This is a genomic window from Dermacoccus abyssi (assembly GCF_003515945.1).
Lineage (GTDB): Bacteria > Actinomycetota > Actinomycetes > Actinomycetales > Dermatophilaceae > Dermacoccus > Dermacoccus abyssi.
Map to the genome: position 1 here is coordinate 92045 of NZ_QWLM01000001.1, position 16355 is coordinate 108399.

Sequence of the window (16355 nt, forward strand, 5' to 3'; positions counted from 1 at the left end):
GTCGGCGGTCGACGGCGTACACGAGTCGTCCGCCGACCACGTCACCATTCACCGAGACACACGAGGAGGGGCCATGGAGGTCCGCATCGGCGTTCAGAACGTCGCACGAGAGATCGTCATCGAGTCCAACGAGTCGTCCCAGGCCGTGCGCGAGGCGGTCGCCGCGGCTCTCAGCGCCGGCACGCCGCTGACGCTCACCGACGAGAAGGGGCACTCGGTCACCGTTCCGGCCACCGCCCTCGCCTACGTCGACATCGCAGCCGAGCAGAAGGGCCGCGTCGGCTTCGGCGGCTGAGTGATCCCAACCCTGCGCGAGGCGCCGCTTTCCCCTGGGAAAGGCGGCGCCTCGCCGTGTCGAGACTCGATGACGGCACGCGCCTCACGACGACCCGCGAGACGGCGACGGGATAGCACACCCGCACGGGTGGATAGTTGAAAGTGGGCTGAAAGTTCGCTTAAGTGAGCACAGAAGCGTTGGGGACACCAGCCCCAGCCAGCACTGTAAGGAGATCATCATGATCGGTACGCTCATCAGCGCCATCATCGCGGGCATCATCATCGGCGCGCTCGCGCGCCTCGTCCTGCCGGGCAAGCAGAACATCTCGATCCTCATGACGATCGTGCTCGGCGCCATCGGCTCCCTTGCCGGCTCGTGGCTCTACACGGCCATCTCCGGCAAGTCGGGCACGAACGGCATCGACTGGATCGCGCTGATCCTCGGCGTCATCGTCGCCGCGGTCCTCATCACGGTCTACCTGTCCGTGATGGGCCGTAAGAACGGCACGCGCGTCTGATTTCGCGTTCGCATTCGAGAAATCCCCCGCAACCACACGGTTGCGGGGGACTTCTCTTCGTCTGCGTCACCACACGGCGTCAGGCCGTCAGCCCCAACGCCTGCATGCGCTCGGAGTGGTTCGTCGTGAGCCGCTCGAACATGCGCGTCAGTTCGGCGAGGTCGGCGCCGACGCCCGAGCCGTCGTCGACGAGCAGGGCCGTGAGGGCGTCGTGGGACGCCGCCACACGCTGGGCCTGGCTGAGCGCCTCGCCGACGAGTCGGCGCCCCCAGAGCGCAAGACGCGAGCCGAGGCGCGGATCCTCGGCGATCGCCTCGGCGAGCACCTGCTTGACGAAGGCATCCTGCTCGTCAGCGCCGACCGCGCGCTCGACGAGTGCGCGGGTCTCGGGGTCGACGTAGCGGGCGATCTCCGCGTAGAAGTCGTTCGCGATAGCGCTGCCTGCATAGGCCTTCATGAGGCCCTCGTACCAGTCGGCCGGCGGAGTGCGGCGGTGCCACTCGTCGATGGCGGCCGTGAAAGGCTCCATCGAGGATTCGGGCTCGGCGCCGATCTCGCGCAGCCGAGCAGCGAGCTCCTCGTAGTGGTCGAAGTCCATCCGGGCCATGCGGGCGAGAGCCAGCTTGTGGTCGAGGCGCGGCGCACGCGAGGCGTCGTCGACGGTGGCGAAGGCTCCGGAGAGCTCGCCGTAGGCGATGACGCTCAGAAGATCCACGACCCCGGCCCGGTAGTCCGGGTCGTCGAGGGTGCGCAGGACGGCAGTGGCGGGCGCGGGCGTCACGGAGTCGCTCATGAAGGCGATGCTATCGCCCGCAGCCACTGCTTCGTCGCGCGGCGAGTACACTGAAATGGACAGCAGGTGCCCGGTCGGCCACGATGCCGCGACCGAGGTCGGCCCTCCGCCGCCCCCAAGGTCCACCCAAGGTCGTTCCCCGCGTGAGCGCAGTGAACGAGAAGACCTCCGATCGGCCCTCCTTCGCCCCGGCGTGGCAACCATGCCCCGGGGCCCGACAGGAAGCACGATCGTGACCCAGACCCAGCCGAGCGCGGCCGAACTCGATTCGGCCGGCATCACCTCCATCGAGGCCGAGGCCCCCGCCGAGCCCATCGCCACCCAGACGTTCGCCGACTTCGGGGTCCACCCCGACATCGTGGCGGCCCTGGCCGACAAGGGCATCGTCCACCCCTTCCCCATCCAGGCGATGACGCTGCCCGTGGCCCTTTCGGGCCACGACATCATCGGCCAGGCCCGTACCGGCACCGGAAAGACGCTCGGTTTCGGCGTCCCGCTCCTCGCCCGCGTCACCGTGAAGGGCGAAACGTCGAACTCCCCCGTCCCGGCACCCGAGGGCAAGCCGCAGGCCATGGTCGTCGTGCCGACCCGTGAGCTCGCCGTCCAGGTCGCCTCCGACCTCGAGGCTGCTGCCAAGCGCCGCGGTATCCGTATCGTCCAGATCTACGGTGGCCGCGCGTTCGAGCCGCAGATCGAAGCCCTCGAGCGTGGCGTCGAGGTCGTCGTCGGTACGCCCGGTCGCCTCATCGACCTCGCCTCCCGCGGACACCTCGACCTGTCGTACGTCGGTGGGCTCGTGCTCGACGAGGCAGACGAGATGCTCGACCTCGGCTTCCTGCCTGACGTCGAGAAGATCCTCGCGATGACGCCGGCCGCCCGCCAGACCATGCTCTTCTCCGCGACGATGCCCGGCGCCGTGGTTGCGCTGGCGCGCCGCTACATGACGCAGCCCACGCACATCCGCGCCATGCAGGACGACGCGAGCGAGGCCGAGACGGTGGCTGCCATCGAGCAGATCGTCTACCGCGCACACGCCATGGACAAGGTCGAACTCCTCGCCCGCGTCCTGCAGGCCAAGGACCGTGGCCTCACTATCATCTTCAGCCGCACGAAGCGCACCGCCGCCAAGGTCTCCGACGAGCTGAACGCGCGCGGCTTCGCGGCAGCACCGCTGCACGGTGACCTCGGCCAGGGCGCTCGCGAGCAGGCCCTGCGCGCCTTCCGTGCGGGCAAGGTCGACGTCCTCGTCGCCACCGACGTCGCCGCGCGCGGCATCGACGTCGAAAACGTCACGCACGTCGTCAACTACCAGTGCCCCGAGGACGAGAAGACCTACGTCCACCGCATCGGCCGCACGGGCCGCGCGGGCAACACCGGTATCGCCATCACGCTCGTCGACTGGGATGACCTGCACCGGTGGACGCTCATCAACAAGGCGCTCGACCTCGGCATCCCGGACCCGCAGGAGACGTACTCGAGCTCCGAGCACCTCTTCACGGATCTCGACATCCCGACGAACGCCACGGGAAAGCTCCCGAAGTCGGCTCGCACCCGCGAAGGACTCGGCGCAGAGCGCGTCGAGGACCTCGGCGAGACGGGCCGCTCCGGCGGTGAGCGCTCGAGCGAGCGTTCCGGTGGTCGTGGCGGTCGCGACAACCGTTCCGGTGGCCGCGGCCAAGGTGGCCGAGGCGGCTCCCGCTCGAACGGCGATCGCCCACGTGGCGGTGACCGTCAGAGCCGTGAGAGCAACGGAGCCGACTCCTCCAAGGGTTCCGGCGACGGCCAGCCGCGCCGACGTCGTCGCCGCACGCGCGGTGGTTCGGGCGGCGCGAACACGCCGCCGGCCGACCAGAACTAATCGGTCGAAACAGGGTGCATCCTTTGGGGTGCACCCTGTTTTGCATCGTGCGACACCCCGCTCCGCCACCTCGCGGGCGGCACCGCACGCCCATTACTGTGGGCCCAAAGACACTGCCACGAAAGGTCGCCCACCCATGACGCCAACCAAGCGCCAGGACGACGAGATGCCGGCTACAAACCCGGACGATTCCAGGCCACTCGACGCCGACGCGGACGCTCCGCCCCAGCAGGACGACAGCCGCAACAGCGGCGACCAGAACTTCGACGAACGCAACCTCGATGCGCGCCGTGAGAGTCAGGACGAGAACGAGCCGGAGAACGGCCCCATGGCCGATCGCTCGCAGATCCTCGCGTCGGGCTTTGCCTCGATGTCGCGTTGGGCACTACGTATCAGCGTCGTCATCGTCACGCTCTACCTGCTCGGACGCGCGCTCGCGCCGTTCTGGGTCATCATCTTGCCGCTCATCCTCGGCCTCATCATCGCCACGGTCCTGTGGCCGCCGACGGCGTGGCTTCGTCGACGCGGCTGTGCTCCGGCGTTGGCGGCTTTCCTCTCGATCCTTGGCGCCCTCGGCATCCTCGGCGGTGTCATCTCCGCCATCGTGCCCTCGGTCGCGAACCAGGCTCCGGAACTCGCGACCCGCTCGACCCAGGGTGTCTCACAGGTTCAGGAGTGGGTCCAGGGCCCGCCGTTCAACGTTCCGCAACAACAGATCGACAACGCGGTCGGCACGATCAACGACAAGATCACCAAGTCCGGTGACGTCATCGCGTCCGGAGTGTTCTCCGGTGTGACGACGGTCGGCAGTGTCCTCGTGACGCTCGTGCTGAGCCTCATCCTGTCCTTCTTCTTCATCAAGGACGGTGACCGATTCCTGCCGTGGGTGCGTCTGGTCACGGGTGAGCGCACCGGCGCGCACCTCACCGAGGTCTTCACCCGCGCGTGGCACACGCTCTCGGGCTTCATCCGCACCCAGGCGATCGTGTCCCTCATCGACTCGATCTTCATCGGAATCGGTCTCGTCATCCTCGACGTGCCCCTGGCCCTGCCCTTGTGTGTCATCACCTTCCTCGGTGGCTTCATCCCGATCGTGGGTGCGTTCGTCGCGGGTGCTCTCGCGGTGCTCGTCGCCCTCGTGACGCAGGGTCCGACGACGGCGCTCATCGTGCTCGGCATCATCGTGGCCGTGCAGCAGATCGAGGGCCACGTGCTCCAGCCGATGCTGCAGAGCCGCTCGATGTCGCTGCACCCCGTGCTCGTCCTGCTCGGTATCGCGGCGGGCTCGGAGGGCCACGGCGTCGTCGGTGGCTTCCTCGCCGTTCCGGTCGTCGCCACGATCGCCGTGCTCTTCCGCTATGTGGGCGAGCAGATCGACCTGCGGGCGGGCACGATCAGCGCCGACGATCTCGAGTACCGCACCGACCGGGGGCGCACCGCGGCCCTGCGCACGGAGCGTCTTCGGCGCCTCGCCGACCGGAAGGCGCGGGGTAAGGAGACCAGCATCGGCGCCGAATCACGTGCCGCGATAGCCGCGGACGACGGGGAGAAGAGCACGCTGTCGGAGGTCATTCCGCACGGCTCCGCACCCTCCGACCGCGCCCGGTCCGTCGTCGGCGGACTGCGCCGCCGCTTCCGGCGCTGAACGCATGTCGGTCACGCCCCCGTCCTCGGTCTCGCTTCCGACGGCGGGGGCGTTTCGTGCTCGGACGTGACCCGTCTGACGGGGCGGCTTAACTGATTTCATTCGCTATGCGTCACGGCCCCCGGTAGGCTCACACGGTTACCGGTCTCCCTTCCTTCGGGGGAAAGCGGTTGTCCGAGTACGAAAAGTAGGCGCCCGCAAGGGGCCGATACGGGAGGTTCCGCGTGTCCGACACGACACCACCAGCGGAACCTGACAGCGTTTCGCAGCAGCACACAACCTCGGACGAGGGCACGTCGTCGGATTCGTCGACCGCGCACTCGTCCCACGAAATGCTCGTCGGCGTCGACGAGCCCATTCCCCAGCACGAGGCCGTCCACAAGGGCACTCTCGACAAGATCATCTTCGGCGTGACGGCTACCTTCGCCATCGCGTTCGTCGCGTGGGGTCTTCTCTCGCCCAAGACGATGTCGTCGGGCTCCTCGACCGCCCTCGGGTGGGTCATGGACTCGATGGGCTGGGCGTTCATCCTGTTCGCCACGTGCTTCGTCATCTTCGCCATCTGGCTGGCGGCGAGCCGTTACGGCAACATTCCGCTCGGTCACGACAACGAGAAGCCCGAGTTCAAGACGACCTCGTGGATCGCGATGATGTTCAGCGCCGGCATGGGCATCGGCCTCATGTTCTACGGGGTCGCCGAGCCGCTCACGCACTTCGTCACCCCGCCGCCGCGTAGCGGTGCCGGGGCGGAGAGCCCCGAGGCCCTCCAGGTCGCCATGGCGACGACGATGTTCCACTGGGCGCTTCACCCGTGGGCGATCTACGCCGTCGTCGGTGTCGCCATCGCGTACGGAACGTTCCGCAAGGGGCGCAGCCAGCTCATCAGCTCGACGTTCGTTCCGCTCATCGGACGACGCCGCGCCGAAGGACCCGTCGGCAAGGTCATCGACGGTCTCGCGATCTTCGCGACCTTGTTCGGTTCGGCCGCATCGCTGGGCCTCGGTGCCCTGCAGATCGCCGCGGGCCTCGAGAAGAACGGCTGGGTCAACAAGGTCGGCGGCACGGCACTCGTGTCGATCATCGTCATCCTGACGATCTGCTTCATCTTCTCGGCCGTCTCCGGCGTCGAGAAGGGCATCCAGTACCTGTCGAACTTCAACATGGTGCTCGCCCTCGTGCTCGCCGTGTTCCTGTTCGTCGTCGGCCCGACGGCCTTCATCCTCAACCTGCTGCCGACCGGCCTCGGCGACTACATGGACCAGCTGCCCTTCATGGCGTCGCGCAGCCAGGCCACCGGCTTGCAGCCGATGCACGACTGGCTCGCGAGCTGGACGGTCTTCTACTGGGCCTGGTGGATCAGCTGGACCCCGTTCGTCGGCATGTTCATCGCGCGCATCTCGCGTGGCCGTACGATCCGCCAGTTCATCACCGGCGTTCTCCTCGTGCCGTCGCTCGTCTCGCTCGTGTGGTTCGCCATCTTCGGTGGCACGGCCATCGACGTGCAGCGTGAGACCCACGACATCGCGAAGAAGGTCGAGGGTGTCTTCACCGTCGACTCGAACGCGGCCCTGTTCGACGTCCTCGACCACTTCCCGCTCGCGGGTGTGACCACGGTCGTCGTCATGGTGCTCGTCGCCGTGTTCTTCGTCTCGGGCGCCGACGCGGCCTCGATCGTCATGGGCACGCTGAGCGAGCGTGGCCGCATCGAGCCGAGCCGCTGGGTCGTCATCTTCTGGGGTGCCGCCACCGGCGCCGTGGCCGCCGTCATGCTTCTCGCCGGCCTGGCCGAAGGAGATTCGTCGGCCGCTCTCACGAGCCTGCAGAACATCACGATCGTCAGCTCGCTGCCGTTCGTCATCGTCATGGTGCTCATGTGCGTCGCGCTCGTGCGGGAGCTGCACTCCGACCCGATGATGCTGCGCGCCCAGAAGGGACGCGACCTCATCGAGAAGGCCGTCATCAGCGGCGTCAAGACGCACGGCGGTGACGACATCAGCCTCGTCGCCGTGCCGTCCGAGCACGCCGAGAGGGTTTCGACGCTCGCCACCGAGGTCGCCACGGGTGACAGCCGTGCCACGCGTGTGCCCGGTGAGACGCCCCGACGTCCGCGTGTTCGCCCGAAGGGGCAGCCGCCGCGTCACGACGTCTGATCGGCCCCGAGACTCGAGCAACGCCGTCGCCCGGGAACCACGTGGTTCCCGGGCCGACGGCGTTCGTCCTTCACTTCACGACGCGATCACACGGCTCAGTGGCGGGCCCGCACGACCTCGGTACCGCCGGAAGCCCCGGCGAGCAGCCGTTCGTATTGGTCGGGAGCAGTCGTGTTCTCCCCCAATCGGTTGGGCTTGCCGGCTCCGTGGAAGTCGCTGGAGCCCGTGACGACGAGGTCACGCTCCCGGGCGATCGCGAGCGCCCGCTCGACCTGTGAGGCATCGTGGTCGCGGTGGTGCGCCTCGATGCCGACGAGGCCGGCGTCAGCCATGGCACGCACGACGTCCTCGTCGACAATGCGCCCGCGCGATTCGGCGAAGGGGTGCGCCATGACAGGCACTCCACCGCCCGCGCGCACCAACTCCACGGCGCGCACGGGATCGAGCGCGTAATGGCCGACGTGGTACGGGCTGCCGTTGTAGAGGTAGCGCTCGAACGCTTCGGAGCGATTCGCGACGACGCCGTTCGCGACGAGAGCGTCCGCCATGTGCGGCCGCCCGATGGTCGCATCGGCACCGGCGACGGAGAGCACCTGCTCGTACGTGATGTCGACATCCTCACCCAAGCGCTCCACCATGCGCTGCGCTCGCGTGAGGCGCGACGAGCGGGCCTTCTCGAGCTCGGTGATCAGTTCGCCGTCCGTGGGCGGGAGGTAGGCAAGCAGATGGATGCTGATTCCCTCGTGCTTGCACGAGACCTCGATGCCGGGTACGAGGTCGATGCCGTGCTCACGGGCGGCAGCGGCTGCCTCGTCCCAACCACGCGTCGTGTCGTGATCGGTGAGGGCGAAGACGTCGAGGCCGGAGCGAGCCGCTTCTGCGACCACCTCAGCCGGCGTCGTCGTGCCGTCGCTACAGGTGGAGTGGGTGTGAAGGTCGATACGCACGCTCACACGTTAGCCTTGCTCGTCGTGGAATCCTCCCGCTCCGACGACGACACGACCACAGGCGAGGCCATGCCCCAACCCGTGCGGTACGCGGTGTGGCTCATGCTTGCAGGCGCGCTCGTCCAGGCGTTGTCGACCCTCACGACGGCACTCGATCGGGAGGGTATCCGGGCCCAGACGGCCCGCCTCGCCGACGAGTTCGACCGCTCCCTCGACGGCAAGGCGCTCGAGCGAGCCACCGATCAGGCGTACTGGTTCGGTGTAGGCACCGGCGTGACGTTCGTGGCGCTCTGGCTCGTGGTCGCTCGGCTGTGCGCCATCGGTCGCACCAGCGGACGGCCTCTCGCGACGCTCTTCGCCACCGTCTACACCTTCACGTTCGCCTTCTCCGCGGTGCGTTCCTTCGGCCCGGGAGCGTTTCTGGGGCTCGTCACCGTCGTCGTCGGTGTCTCGGCCGTCTATCTGCTGTGGCGCAGGCCGGTCACGCCGTGGCTCGCGCGGTGCGCCGCGCGTCGCTCCCAGGGCGCGTGAGCCACGTCGATAGGCTGGATTTCATGCCTCGCCACGTCGTCGCCGCCCTCACCGCTGCAGTCCTCGTCTCGTTGACGGCCTGTAGTTCGGGCGCCGACCCGAAGGACGTCACACCGACGTCGTCGACGTTCACGAACGGTGCCCAGTCGCCGACGACGGCTGCGCCCAACCCGAACCCGGTGACGTCGCCGAGCCCCGGCGCCGTCGTGAGTTCCGACAAGGTCTTCAACTTCGTGGTGCCCAGCGGATGGAACCTGTCGAAGAAGGCCCAGGCCGTCGCCTACCTCTCCTCGGCCACCGTCGCTCACAACGTCGCCCCCACGATCGCGATCACCCGCTCGAAGGTCTCCCCCGCGCCGGCTCTCGACAAGACCGTCCAGATGGCGATGATGCAGGCTCGCCAGGACGGCGCGAGCGTGGAGCGGCTCCCCGAGCGCACCGTCGGGGGTGAGAAGTCGGTGGCCTTCACGGCCAAGTCGACGGAGAAGAACGTCGAACTGCAGCGGACCTACACGATGGTGGCGCACGACAAAGCCCTCTACGTCATCACGCTGACGAGTGCCCAGGCCGACGCGAAGCGTGACGAGGCCACCCTCACGTCGTTCCTCGCCGGCCTGACGTGGACGAAGAAGGGCGACAAGGGTTCGACCGCCAGCGGCACGACACCGGCCCCCGTTCCCACCTCGACGTCCAACCCGCCTAAGCCGAGCTCCAGTTCGTCGAGCACAGCGTCCTCGTCGAGTTCGTCCTCGATGGCGCCCTCCTCGTCCAACAAGACAACCGGCTCGGCGAAACCCTCGAGCAGCACGTCCACGAAGCCCACGGCGTCGTCGACGTCGAAGTGACGCGCGTCAGTCGGTCTGCTGGACGGTGCGACGCAACACCTTCGAGGTGAGTGAGTCCGCGCCTGCGGAAATCTGACGGCCGAGCAGCGTCCCGAGGGAGACGCCGACCGACAGCGCAAGCCCCACGAGCATCGCCAGCAGGAACGAGTCGACCCAGTTGTTGTCCTCGTTGTCCGTGACGAAGTACATGATGCCCTTGTAGACCGCGAGACCGGGGAGCAAGGGAACAATGCTCGCGGCGGTCACTGCGATGCTCGGCACGTGCAGTCGCCGCGCCACCGTCGGTGCCGCACACCCGATGAGGAAGGTCGCGATTCCGGAGGCAACGGGCTGCGAGGTGCCCCCCAGGATGTTGAACGTGGCGAAGAGGAGCCACGAGACCCCGCCCGTGACGATCGAGACGAGGACCGCTCGGGGCGCGCAGTAGGCCGAGACGGCGAAGGCGCCGCCGAGCAGCGCTCCGGCGAGGATCTGGACGACGACGTTCTGCGCCAACCCGTCCGAGGGGATGACGTACAGGTTCACCCCGATGCGACGCGCGAGACTCAGCACGAGCAGAACCCCGGCCACGACGCCGCCGGTCAGCAGCATGACCTCGTACGTGCGCGCACCGGCGGTGAGGTAGAAGCCGTCCAGGGTGTCCTGCGCAGCGGTGACGACGGACATACCGGCCAGCAGCACCACGATGCTCGAGGCCACGACGATGCTCGGGCGCACTTGTGCGAGCCACCAGATGCCGCCGGTGTGATCGCGGATGACGAGCAATGCCACCGCGATGCCGGCTGCGATGGTCGCCCCGATGACCTGTCCGAAGAAGGTCGACAGCCCCATCCGCGCGAACCGCACCTGGACGTAGTCGATGAGCGCGGTGGCGACACCGGAGATGAGGATCATCATGAGACCACCACCGAGAAGCATGGCGACACCGGCGCCCATGAGACCCCACGCTGCCGTCACGACGCCGCGACGGTATGAGTGCGGCATCTCGAGGATGCGTTCGAGCTCACCGAGGTTGTCCTCGATGTCGACGGGCTCGCTGCCGCTGGCACCGATCTCGCGCACGAGGGAGTGGAGCGCCTCGAGGCGCGAGTAGTCCGTACCCATCGAACTGACGATGCGCATGACGGTGATGGGGTCGCGATGCACGCCGCGGTGCATGCTGAGCGTCACGGAGGTGTAGGTGATGTCGACGTGGACGCTCGAGAGGCCGTAGGCGCGGCAGACCCGCAACAGGGCAGCTGTCGTGTCGGCGACGGAGGCCCCGGTTACGAGCATGGCCTCGCCGAGACGCAGGCAGAAGTCGATGACAGCGCGGGTGTGCCACTCCGAGACGTAGTCGCTCCCGCCCCGAACCGCGATGGGCATCGTCGGAGGACCGCTCGGACGCAGCACCGATCGAGCTCGTCCTCGCACGCGTGTCGAACCGCCCGGCGTCGATCGTTGGGGCCGTCCACGCATGTTGCCCTCGGGCATTTTCACCACCTTGTCGCATCCACCATCAGCCACCCGTCATTGTGCGACATACCCACCCCAGGTCGGCAAGCCGCCCACCCGGCGCAGTGTCGGCGCGAAGGGGCACAATGGGAGGTGTGAGTGAGAAGCAGCAGCAAGCAGAGCACCGAAGCCGTCCCGGCGGCGCGCAGTTCCGCGAGTTCGTCGCCTCCGGTTGGGCGCCGCGTGACACGACACCGACGCCACGCGCCGCGGTCGCAGACTTCACGCCGGCCCGTCGCGAGGCCCTCTCGCGGGAGTTCCCCGACGCACGGCTCGTCATCCCCGCAGGCGGACTCAAGGTCCGCAGCAACGACTGCGACTACCAGTTCCGTCCCCACTCGGCCTTTGCCTGGGTGACGGGTCTGGGCGCCGATCGTGAACCGGACGCCGTATTCGTCCTCGAGCCGCGCCCCGAGGGCGGCCACGAAGCCCAGATGTTCTTCAAGCCCCTCGCAGGCCGCGACACCGAGGAGTTCTTCGGTGACAGCCGCTACGGAGAGTTCTGGGTCGGTGCCCGACCCACACTCGATGACATGTCGAACGAACTGGGCGTGACGGCCCGTCACATCGACGAGTTCGGTGACGCCGTCGCGAAGGACGCCGGCGTCGTCGACGTCCTCGTCGTGCGCGACGCCGACGCCGACATCACTGCCCAGATCGAGCAGGTGCGTTCCCACCTCGACGAGGCGGCCACCGAGGCCGTCCAGGCCAAGGACGCCGAGCTGGCACGCTTCCTGTCCACCGCGCGCCTGACGAAGGACGCGTGGGAGGTCGGCCAGATGCGCGAGGCCTGCGACGCCACGGCACGTGGCTTCGAGGCCGTCGTCGCCGACCTTCCGGAAGCGGTACACCGCGGTCGCGGTGAGCGTTGGGTCGAGGGCGTCTTCGGACTCCACGCGCGTCACGCCGGCAATGGCGTCGGCTACGACTCCATCTGTGCGAGCGGCGACCACGCCAACACGCTGCACTGGATCAAGAACACCGGCGAGATCCGCTCCGGCGACCTCATCCTCATCGATGCCGGAGTCGAGGTCGACTCGCTGTTCACCGCCGACGTGACGCGTACGCTGCCGGTCTCGGGAACCTTCTCCCCTGCCCAGCGCGAGATCTACCAGGCCGTCCTCGACGCTCAGAACGCCGGTTTCGCGGCCGCGAAACCCGGTGCGAAGTTCTCCGACGTCCACGCCGCGGCCATCCGCGTCATCGCCGAGCGCCTGCACGGGTGGGGCCTTCTTCCCGAGGGTGTCGACGTCGAGGCGACGCTCGACCCGGAGAACGGCCAGTACCACCGTCGCTGGATGGTGCACGGTACGAGCCACCACCTCGGCCTCGACGTCCACGACTGCGCCCTGGCGCGCAAGGAGGAGTACATGGACGCCGAACTCAGCGAGGGCATGATCATCACGATCGAGCCGGGCCTGTACTTCAAGGCGGACGACGAGCTCGCCCCCGAGCGCTTCCGCGGCATCGGTGTGCGCATCGAGGACGACGTGCTCATCACGGCCGACGGCAACGAGAACCTGTCGAAGGCCCTTCCCCGTGAGCCTGACGAGGTCGAGGCCTGGATCAAGGACGTCTGGAGTCGCTGACGTTCTGCCCGGACGAGCGACGGCCCGTCACTTCCGAGAGGAGGTGACGGGCCGTCGTCGATCGTGGGGGCGTCCGCGATCAGTAGACGCTGACCGGCTCGCCGATATAGAGCAGGCGGTTCGCGATGAGGAAGTTCTGCGCCGACACGGACAGGCGGCAGCAACCGTGCGAGGCCGGGTAGGCCGGGATGGACGCGGAGCCGTGGAAGGCGATGCCACCGTTGAAGTAGAACGGGCGCCACAGGCCACCGAGTGCGCCGTAGTCCCAGCCGTTCGATCCGCGACGGTTGATGCGGAACTCGCCGGACGGCGTGGTCGCGCGGATCTTGCGGCCGTAGTAGGTGAACAGCTCACCGTTGCCGGTGGAGGTGTTGAAGATGTACTTCACCGAACCACCGCGCACGACCATGACGATCTGGCGACGCTTGTCGACCTCCATGCGGTTACCACCGCGACGGCTGCCCGGGCGGGTTCCGCGGTTGACGGCGCCCCACGTCTTGGCACCCACAACCCCGTCGCGGCCGAGACCAGCGACCTTCTGGATGGCGAGGACGGCCTGCACCGTCAGTGCACCGAAGACACCGTCGGGCGTGCCACACCAGTAGCCGAGCGAGTTGAGGCGCTTCTGAAGCGCGGTGACGGACGTACCGCGGCTACCGGCCTTGAGAACCGGGTTGGCTGCGGAGGCGCTGGTGGCCACGCCGGTACCCACGGCGGCCAGTGCGCCCATGGCGGCAGCACCCGCGACGACACCGCGGCGGCTGATTTCGTTGTGTTCCATGACACGTCTCCTTCTCGTGGAACGGGCGACCACTCGGCCGCTGCGGTTTCCCTCCCGCGTACCTATGACGCAACTGCGAGGCGTCCGGTTCCCCAAGAGGTCGATGTTCGTCGAACCGTCGACGACACCGCGCCCGCAGCGCTCGTACGTCGTTCCATCTAAACCAACGTCCATCATGCCAGAGAAACCCGATGCGGCTCCGCCGCCGGAGCCGTGTAGCGAGCACCTGCAACGAAATCGCAATGAAATACTGCGTGCATGAGTGCACCCACCGACCGTCTCGTCGCCGAAGCCCTCGCGAAGTCGGGGTTGCTGTGGCTCACCTCCGCGGCCGGGTCTGCACCGTGTTGGCACGTGGTCGTCGACGGTGTCGCGTACGTCGTCACGGGCCCGGGTGAGCAGTACAGCCCCGTCCACGTGGGGCGTACGAGCGTCGTCGCTCGGGCCAAGGAGTCTCGCGCTCGCCTCGTCTCGTTCGACGCGGAGGCCTCCGTCGTCTCGCCCGAGGACGACGATTGGGAAGCCGCCACGGGCGCTCTCAAGGCGGGGCGTCTCAACGCTCCCGGAGGCGACATCGTGGCTCGGTGGCGTGAGGAGGCCACAGTTCTGCGGCTCGTTCCCGACCTCACCACGGTCGTGCTGCGCGGACAGAAGCTGCCGCCGCCAGCCGCGGAGAGTGGCTCGACATCCGACACACCCACCCCGGCGCAGCAGACGCCCGGTGACCGTCCCGATGACGGCCGGCGTCCGGCGTCCTGGCCCACCCGCTCCGCACGGGCCGCCGCCGAGCGCGCGAACCGTGCCGCGCAACGCGCCGACGAACAGGCGACGAACGAAAGCGGTCCTGCCTCGCCGGAAGCCGGGTCGGGTGACGACGGCGGCGCGGCTAAGGTTAGCCCGTGAGTACCCGCGTCTTCGTCGCCCGCCTCGTCGGCCTCACCGTCTTCGATCCGCTCGGAGACCGTGTGGGGCGAGTTCGTGACGTCGTCGTCGTCTTCGGCAAGAATCCGAGCCCGCGCGTCATCGGCCTCGTCGTCGAGGTCGTCCAGCGCCGCCGCGTGTTCCTGCCGCTGACGCGCGTCACCTCCATCGACGCGGGCAAGGTCATCACCACCGGTCTCGTCAACATGCGCCGCTTCGAGCAGCGCCACAACGAGACCCTCGTGTGTGCCGAGCTCTTTGACCGCCAGGTCACCGTGCGCGACCCCGAGGCCGAGGAGTTCGTCGGCACGGTCGAGGACATGTTGATGGAGCAGAACCAGCGCCGCGACTGGAACATCACGAAGGTCTTCGTGCGTGAGTCCGGCAGCGCCTCGAGCGCGTCGCGGGCCATGAACCGGCTGGCGCGTCGACGCGCGGGCAAGACGAGCCTGCACGACATCCGCGACGTCTTCGGTCTGCACCGCGAGCACCAGGAGCAGTCGGCCGAGCGACTCCTCGAGGCGTACGACGACCTGCGCGTCGAGGACCTCGCCGAGGTCATCCACGACCTCACACCGAAGCGGCGCGCCGAGGTGGCCGCGGCCCTCGACGACGGCAAGCTCGCCGATGTCCTCGAGGAGCTCCCCGAGGACGACCAGGTCGAGATCATCGCCGCGCTTGGCACCGACCGTGCCGCCGACGTCCTCGAGGCCATGGAACCGGACGACGCCGCCGACCTCCTCGGCGACCTGCCGCCCGAGACGGCCGAGGACCTGCTCAAGCGGATGGAGCCCGAGGACGCCGCGCCGCTGCGACGCCTCCTCTCCTACGACGAGAACACCGCCGGTGGTCTCATGACCACCGAGCCCGCCATCCTCGGCCCGGAAGCCACGATCGCGGAGGCACTCGCCGTCGTGCGCCGTGAGGAGCTCGACCCGGCCCTCGCGTCGGCCGTCTTCATCGCGCGCCCGCCGCTCGAGGTGCCCACGGGACGCTTTCTCGGGATGGTGCACACGCAGCGTCTGCTGCGCGAGCCGCCGCACACGTCGGTCGGCAACGTCGTCGACTCGACCATCGACCCGCTGAACGTCGAGGCTCCTCTCGGTGAGGTGACGCGCACGCTGGCGCAGTACAACCTCGTCTCGCTGCCCGTCGTCGACGACAACGGGCGCCTGCTCGGCGCCGTCACGGTCGACGACGTGCTCGACCACATCCTTCCCGAGGACTGGCGTGAGGAGCGCCACGACCTTCACCACGACCGCAAGCTGCCGGGGGTGGACGCATGAGCCGTAGCGGCAAGGACGAACGTCGCGACAACCGCGAGGAGATGCGCCGCGACGCTCTCAAGGAAGCGCGCCGCGAGATGCGCGGCGACGAACGCGGCGAGAGCACGGGGCGCCTCGATCAGCCCCAGGAGAAGCGCGCGAGTGTGCTGCCGCGCTTCTCGATGGACTCCGAGAACTTCGGTGTCGCGAGCGAGAAGTTCGCGCGCTTCATGGGCACGGCGACGTTCCTCATCTGGATGACGCTGTTCGTCGCCATCTGGCTGGCGTGGAACACCTTCATGCCCGAATCGGCCCAGTTCGACCCTCGTGCGCTCAACTACACGCTGCTCACGCTCATCCTGTCGCTGCAGGCCAGCTACGCGGCGCCGCTCATCCTGCTCGCGCAGAACCGTCAGGACGACCGTGACCGTGTCGGTCTCGAACAGGACCGGGCACGCGACGAGCGCAACCTCGCCGACACCGAGTTCCTCACCCGCGAGGTGGCCTCGCTCCGTCTCGCGATGCGTGAGACCGCGACGCGTGACTTCGTCCGTTCCGAGCTGCGCTCGCTCCTGGAGGAGATGGAGGAGCGCGGCATGCTCGCCTCACCGGAGGACGACGAGGAGTTGGGCGGTCGCGCGGAGCGGCCGAAGAACGAGCGCAAGCCGCGGCGCAAGGACGTCTCGAGCGGCGCCTGATCAGCGTCCTTCCCGCCGTCTCCGGGCGGCAAGGCGGACGTGTG

The 16355-nt window shown here is 68.2% G+C and carries 15 protein-coding genes; 11 read left to right on the forward strand and 4 right to left on the reverse strand.

The window, feature by feature from the left end; genetic code table 11:
* Window positions 1–73: 73 nt before the first annotated feature.
* Window positions 74–295: a DUF3107 domain-containing protein gene (locus D1832_RS00435; RefSeq protein WP_118912154.1), complete on the forward strand. Its 222-nt coding sequence runs from the start codon at window positions 74–76 to the stop codon at window positions 293–295.
* 220 nt (window positions 296–515) lie between these two features.
* On the forward strand, window positions 516–794 hold the full coding sequence (locus D1832_RS00440; protein WP_118912155.1) for a GlsB/YeaQ/YmgE family stress response membrane protein: 279 nt from the start codon (window positions 516–518) through the stop codon (window positions 792–794).
* Window positions 795–873: 79 nt separating this feature from the next.
* Here D1832_RS00440 and D1832_RS00445 read toward each other — a convergent pair whose 3' ends face one another.
* The gene (locus D1832_RS00445; protein WP_241510791.1) at window positions 874–1587 is read right to left on the reverse strand and encodes a ferritin-like fold-containing protein; all 714 of its coding nucleotides are present in this window, start codon (window positions 1585–1587) and stop codon (window positions 874–876) included.
* 202 nt (window positions 1588–1789) lie between these two features.
* Here D1832_RS00445 and D1832_RS00450 point away from each other — a divergent pair, with 202 nt between their 5' ends.
* The 3 genes from D1832_RS00450 to D1832_RS00460 all read left to right on the forward strand — a co-directional run bounded on the left by D1832_RS00450 (window position 1790) and on the right by D1832_RS00460 (window position 7240).
* Complete coding sequence (locus D1832_RS00450) at window positions 1790–3445, forward strand: DEAD/DEAH box helicase (protein ID WP_118912324.1); 1656 nt, start codon at window positions 1790–1792, stop codon at window positions 3443–3445.
* Window positions 3446–3581: 136 nt separating this feature from the next.
* The gene (locus D1832_RS00455) at window positions 3582–5090 is read left to right on the forward strand and encodes an AI-2E family transporter (protein WP_241510792.1); all 1509 of its coding nucleotides are present in this window, start codon (window positions 3582–3584) and stop codon (window positions 5088–5090) included.
* Window positions 5091–5422: 332 nt separating this feature from the next.
* Window positions 5423–7240 carry a BCCT family transporter gene (locus D1832_RS00460; protein WP_118912156.1) on the forward strand — a complete coding sequence of 606 codons (1818 nt, stop codon included), beginning with the start codon at window positions 5423–5425 and terminating at the stop codon, window positions 7238–7240.
* Between the two features lie 95 nt (window positions 7241–7335).
* Here the strand turns inward: D1832_RS00460 and D1832_RS00465 are convergent, their stop codons facing one another.
* Entirely contained in the window at window positions 7336–8187 is an 852-nt protein-coding gene (locus D1832_RS00465) for a PHP domain-containing protein (protein ID WP_118912326.1), read from the reverse strand.
* Between the two features lie 24 nt (window positions 8188–8211).
* Between D1832_RS00465 and D1832_RS00470 the strand changes: the two genes are divergently transcribed.
* Both D1832_RS00470 and D1832_RS00475 read left to right on the forward strand, forming a co-directional pair.
* Entirely contained in the window at window positions 8212–8718 is a 507-nt protein-coding gene (locus tag D1832_RS00470) for a hypothetical protein (RefSeq protein ID WP_147362579.1), read from the forward strand.
* Window positions 8719–8741: 23 nt separating this feature from the next.
* A complete protein-coding gene (locus tag D1832_RS00475) occupies window positions 8742–9563 on the forward strand; it encodes a hypothetical protein (protein WP_118912158.1) in 822 nt (273 codons plus the stop codon).
* 6 nt (window positions 9564–9569) lie between these two features.
* Here the strand turns inward: D1832_RS00475 and D1832_RS00480 are convergent, their stop codons facing one another.
* Complete coding sequence (locus D1832_RS00480; RefSeq protein WP_118912159.1) at window positions 9570–11036, reverse strand: threonine/serine exporter family protein; 1467 nt, start codon at window positions 11034–11036, stop codon at window positions 9570–9572.
* 107 nt (window positions 11037–11143) lie between these two features.
* On the opposite strand from D1832_RS00480, the gene D1832_RS00485 reads away from it, so the two are divergent.
* Window positions 11144–12646 (forward strand): aminopeptidase P family protein, encoded by a 1503-nt coding sequence (locus D1832_RS00485; RefSeq protein WP_370562647.1) that lies wholly within the window; start codon window positions 11144–11146, stop codon window positions 12644–12646.
* Between the two features lie 79 nt (window positions 12647–12725).
* On the opposite strand, the gene D1832_RS00490 is transcribed toward D1832_RS00485, so the two are convergent.
* Window positions 12726–13427: a L,D-transpeptidase family protein gene (locus tag D1832_RS00490; protein ID WP_182434597.1), complete on the reverse strand. Its 702-nt coding sequence runs from the start codon at window positions 13425–13427 to the stop codon at window positions 12726–12728.
* A gap of 258 nt (window positions 13428–13685) precedes the next feature.
* Between D1832_RS00490 and D1832_RS00495 the strand changes: the two genes are divergently transcribed.
* From D1832_RS00495 to D1832_RS00505, 3 genes are all read left to right on the forward strand, one after another.
* Complete coding sequence (locus D1832_RS00495) at window positions 13686–14330, forward strand: hypothetical protein (RefSeq protein WP_118912161.1); 645 nt, start codon at window positions 13686–13688, stop codon at window positions 14328–14330.
* Complete coding sequence (locus tag D1832_RS00500; protein WP_118912162.1) at window positions 14327–15634, forward strand: magnesium transporter MgtE N-terminal domain-containing protein; 1308 nt, start codon at window positions 14327–14329, stop codon at window positions 15632–15634. Before D1832_RS00495 ends, D1832_RS00500 begins: the two co-directional genes overlap by 4 nt.
* Before the next feature lie 77 nt (window positions 15635–15711).
* On the forward strand, window positions 15712–16311 hold the full coding sequence (locus D1832_RS00505) for a DUF1003 domain-containing protein (protein WP_118912328.1): 600 nt from the start codon (window positions 15712–15714) through the stop codon (window positions 16309–16311).
* Window positions 16312–16355 lie beyond the last annotated feature (44 nt).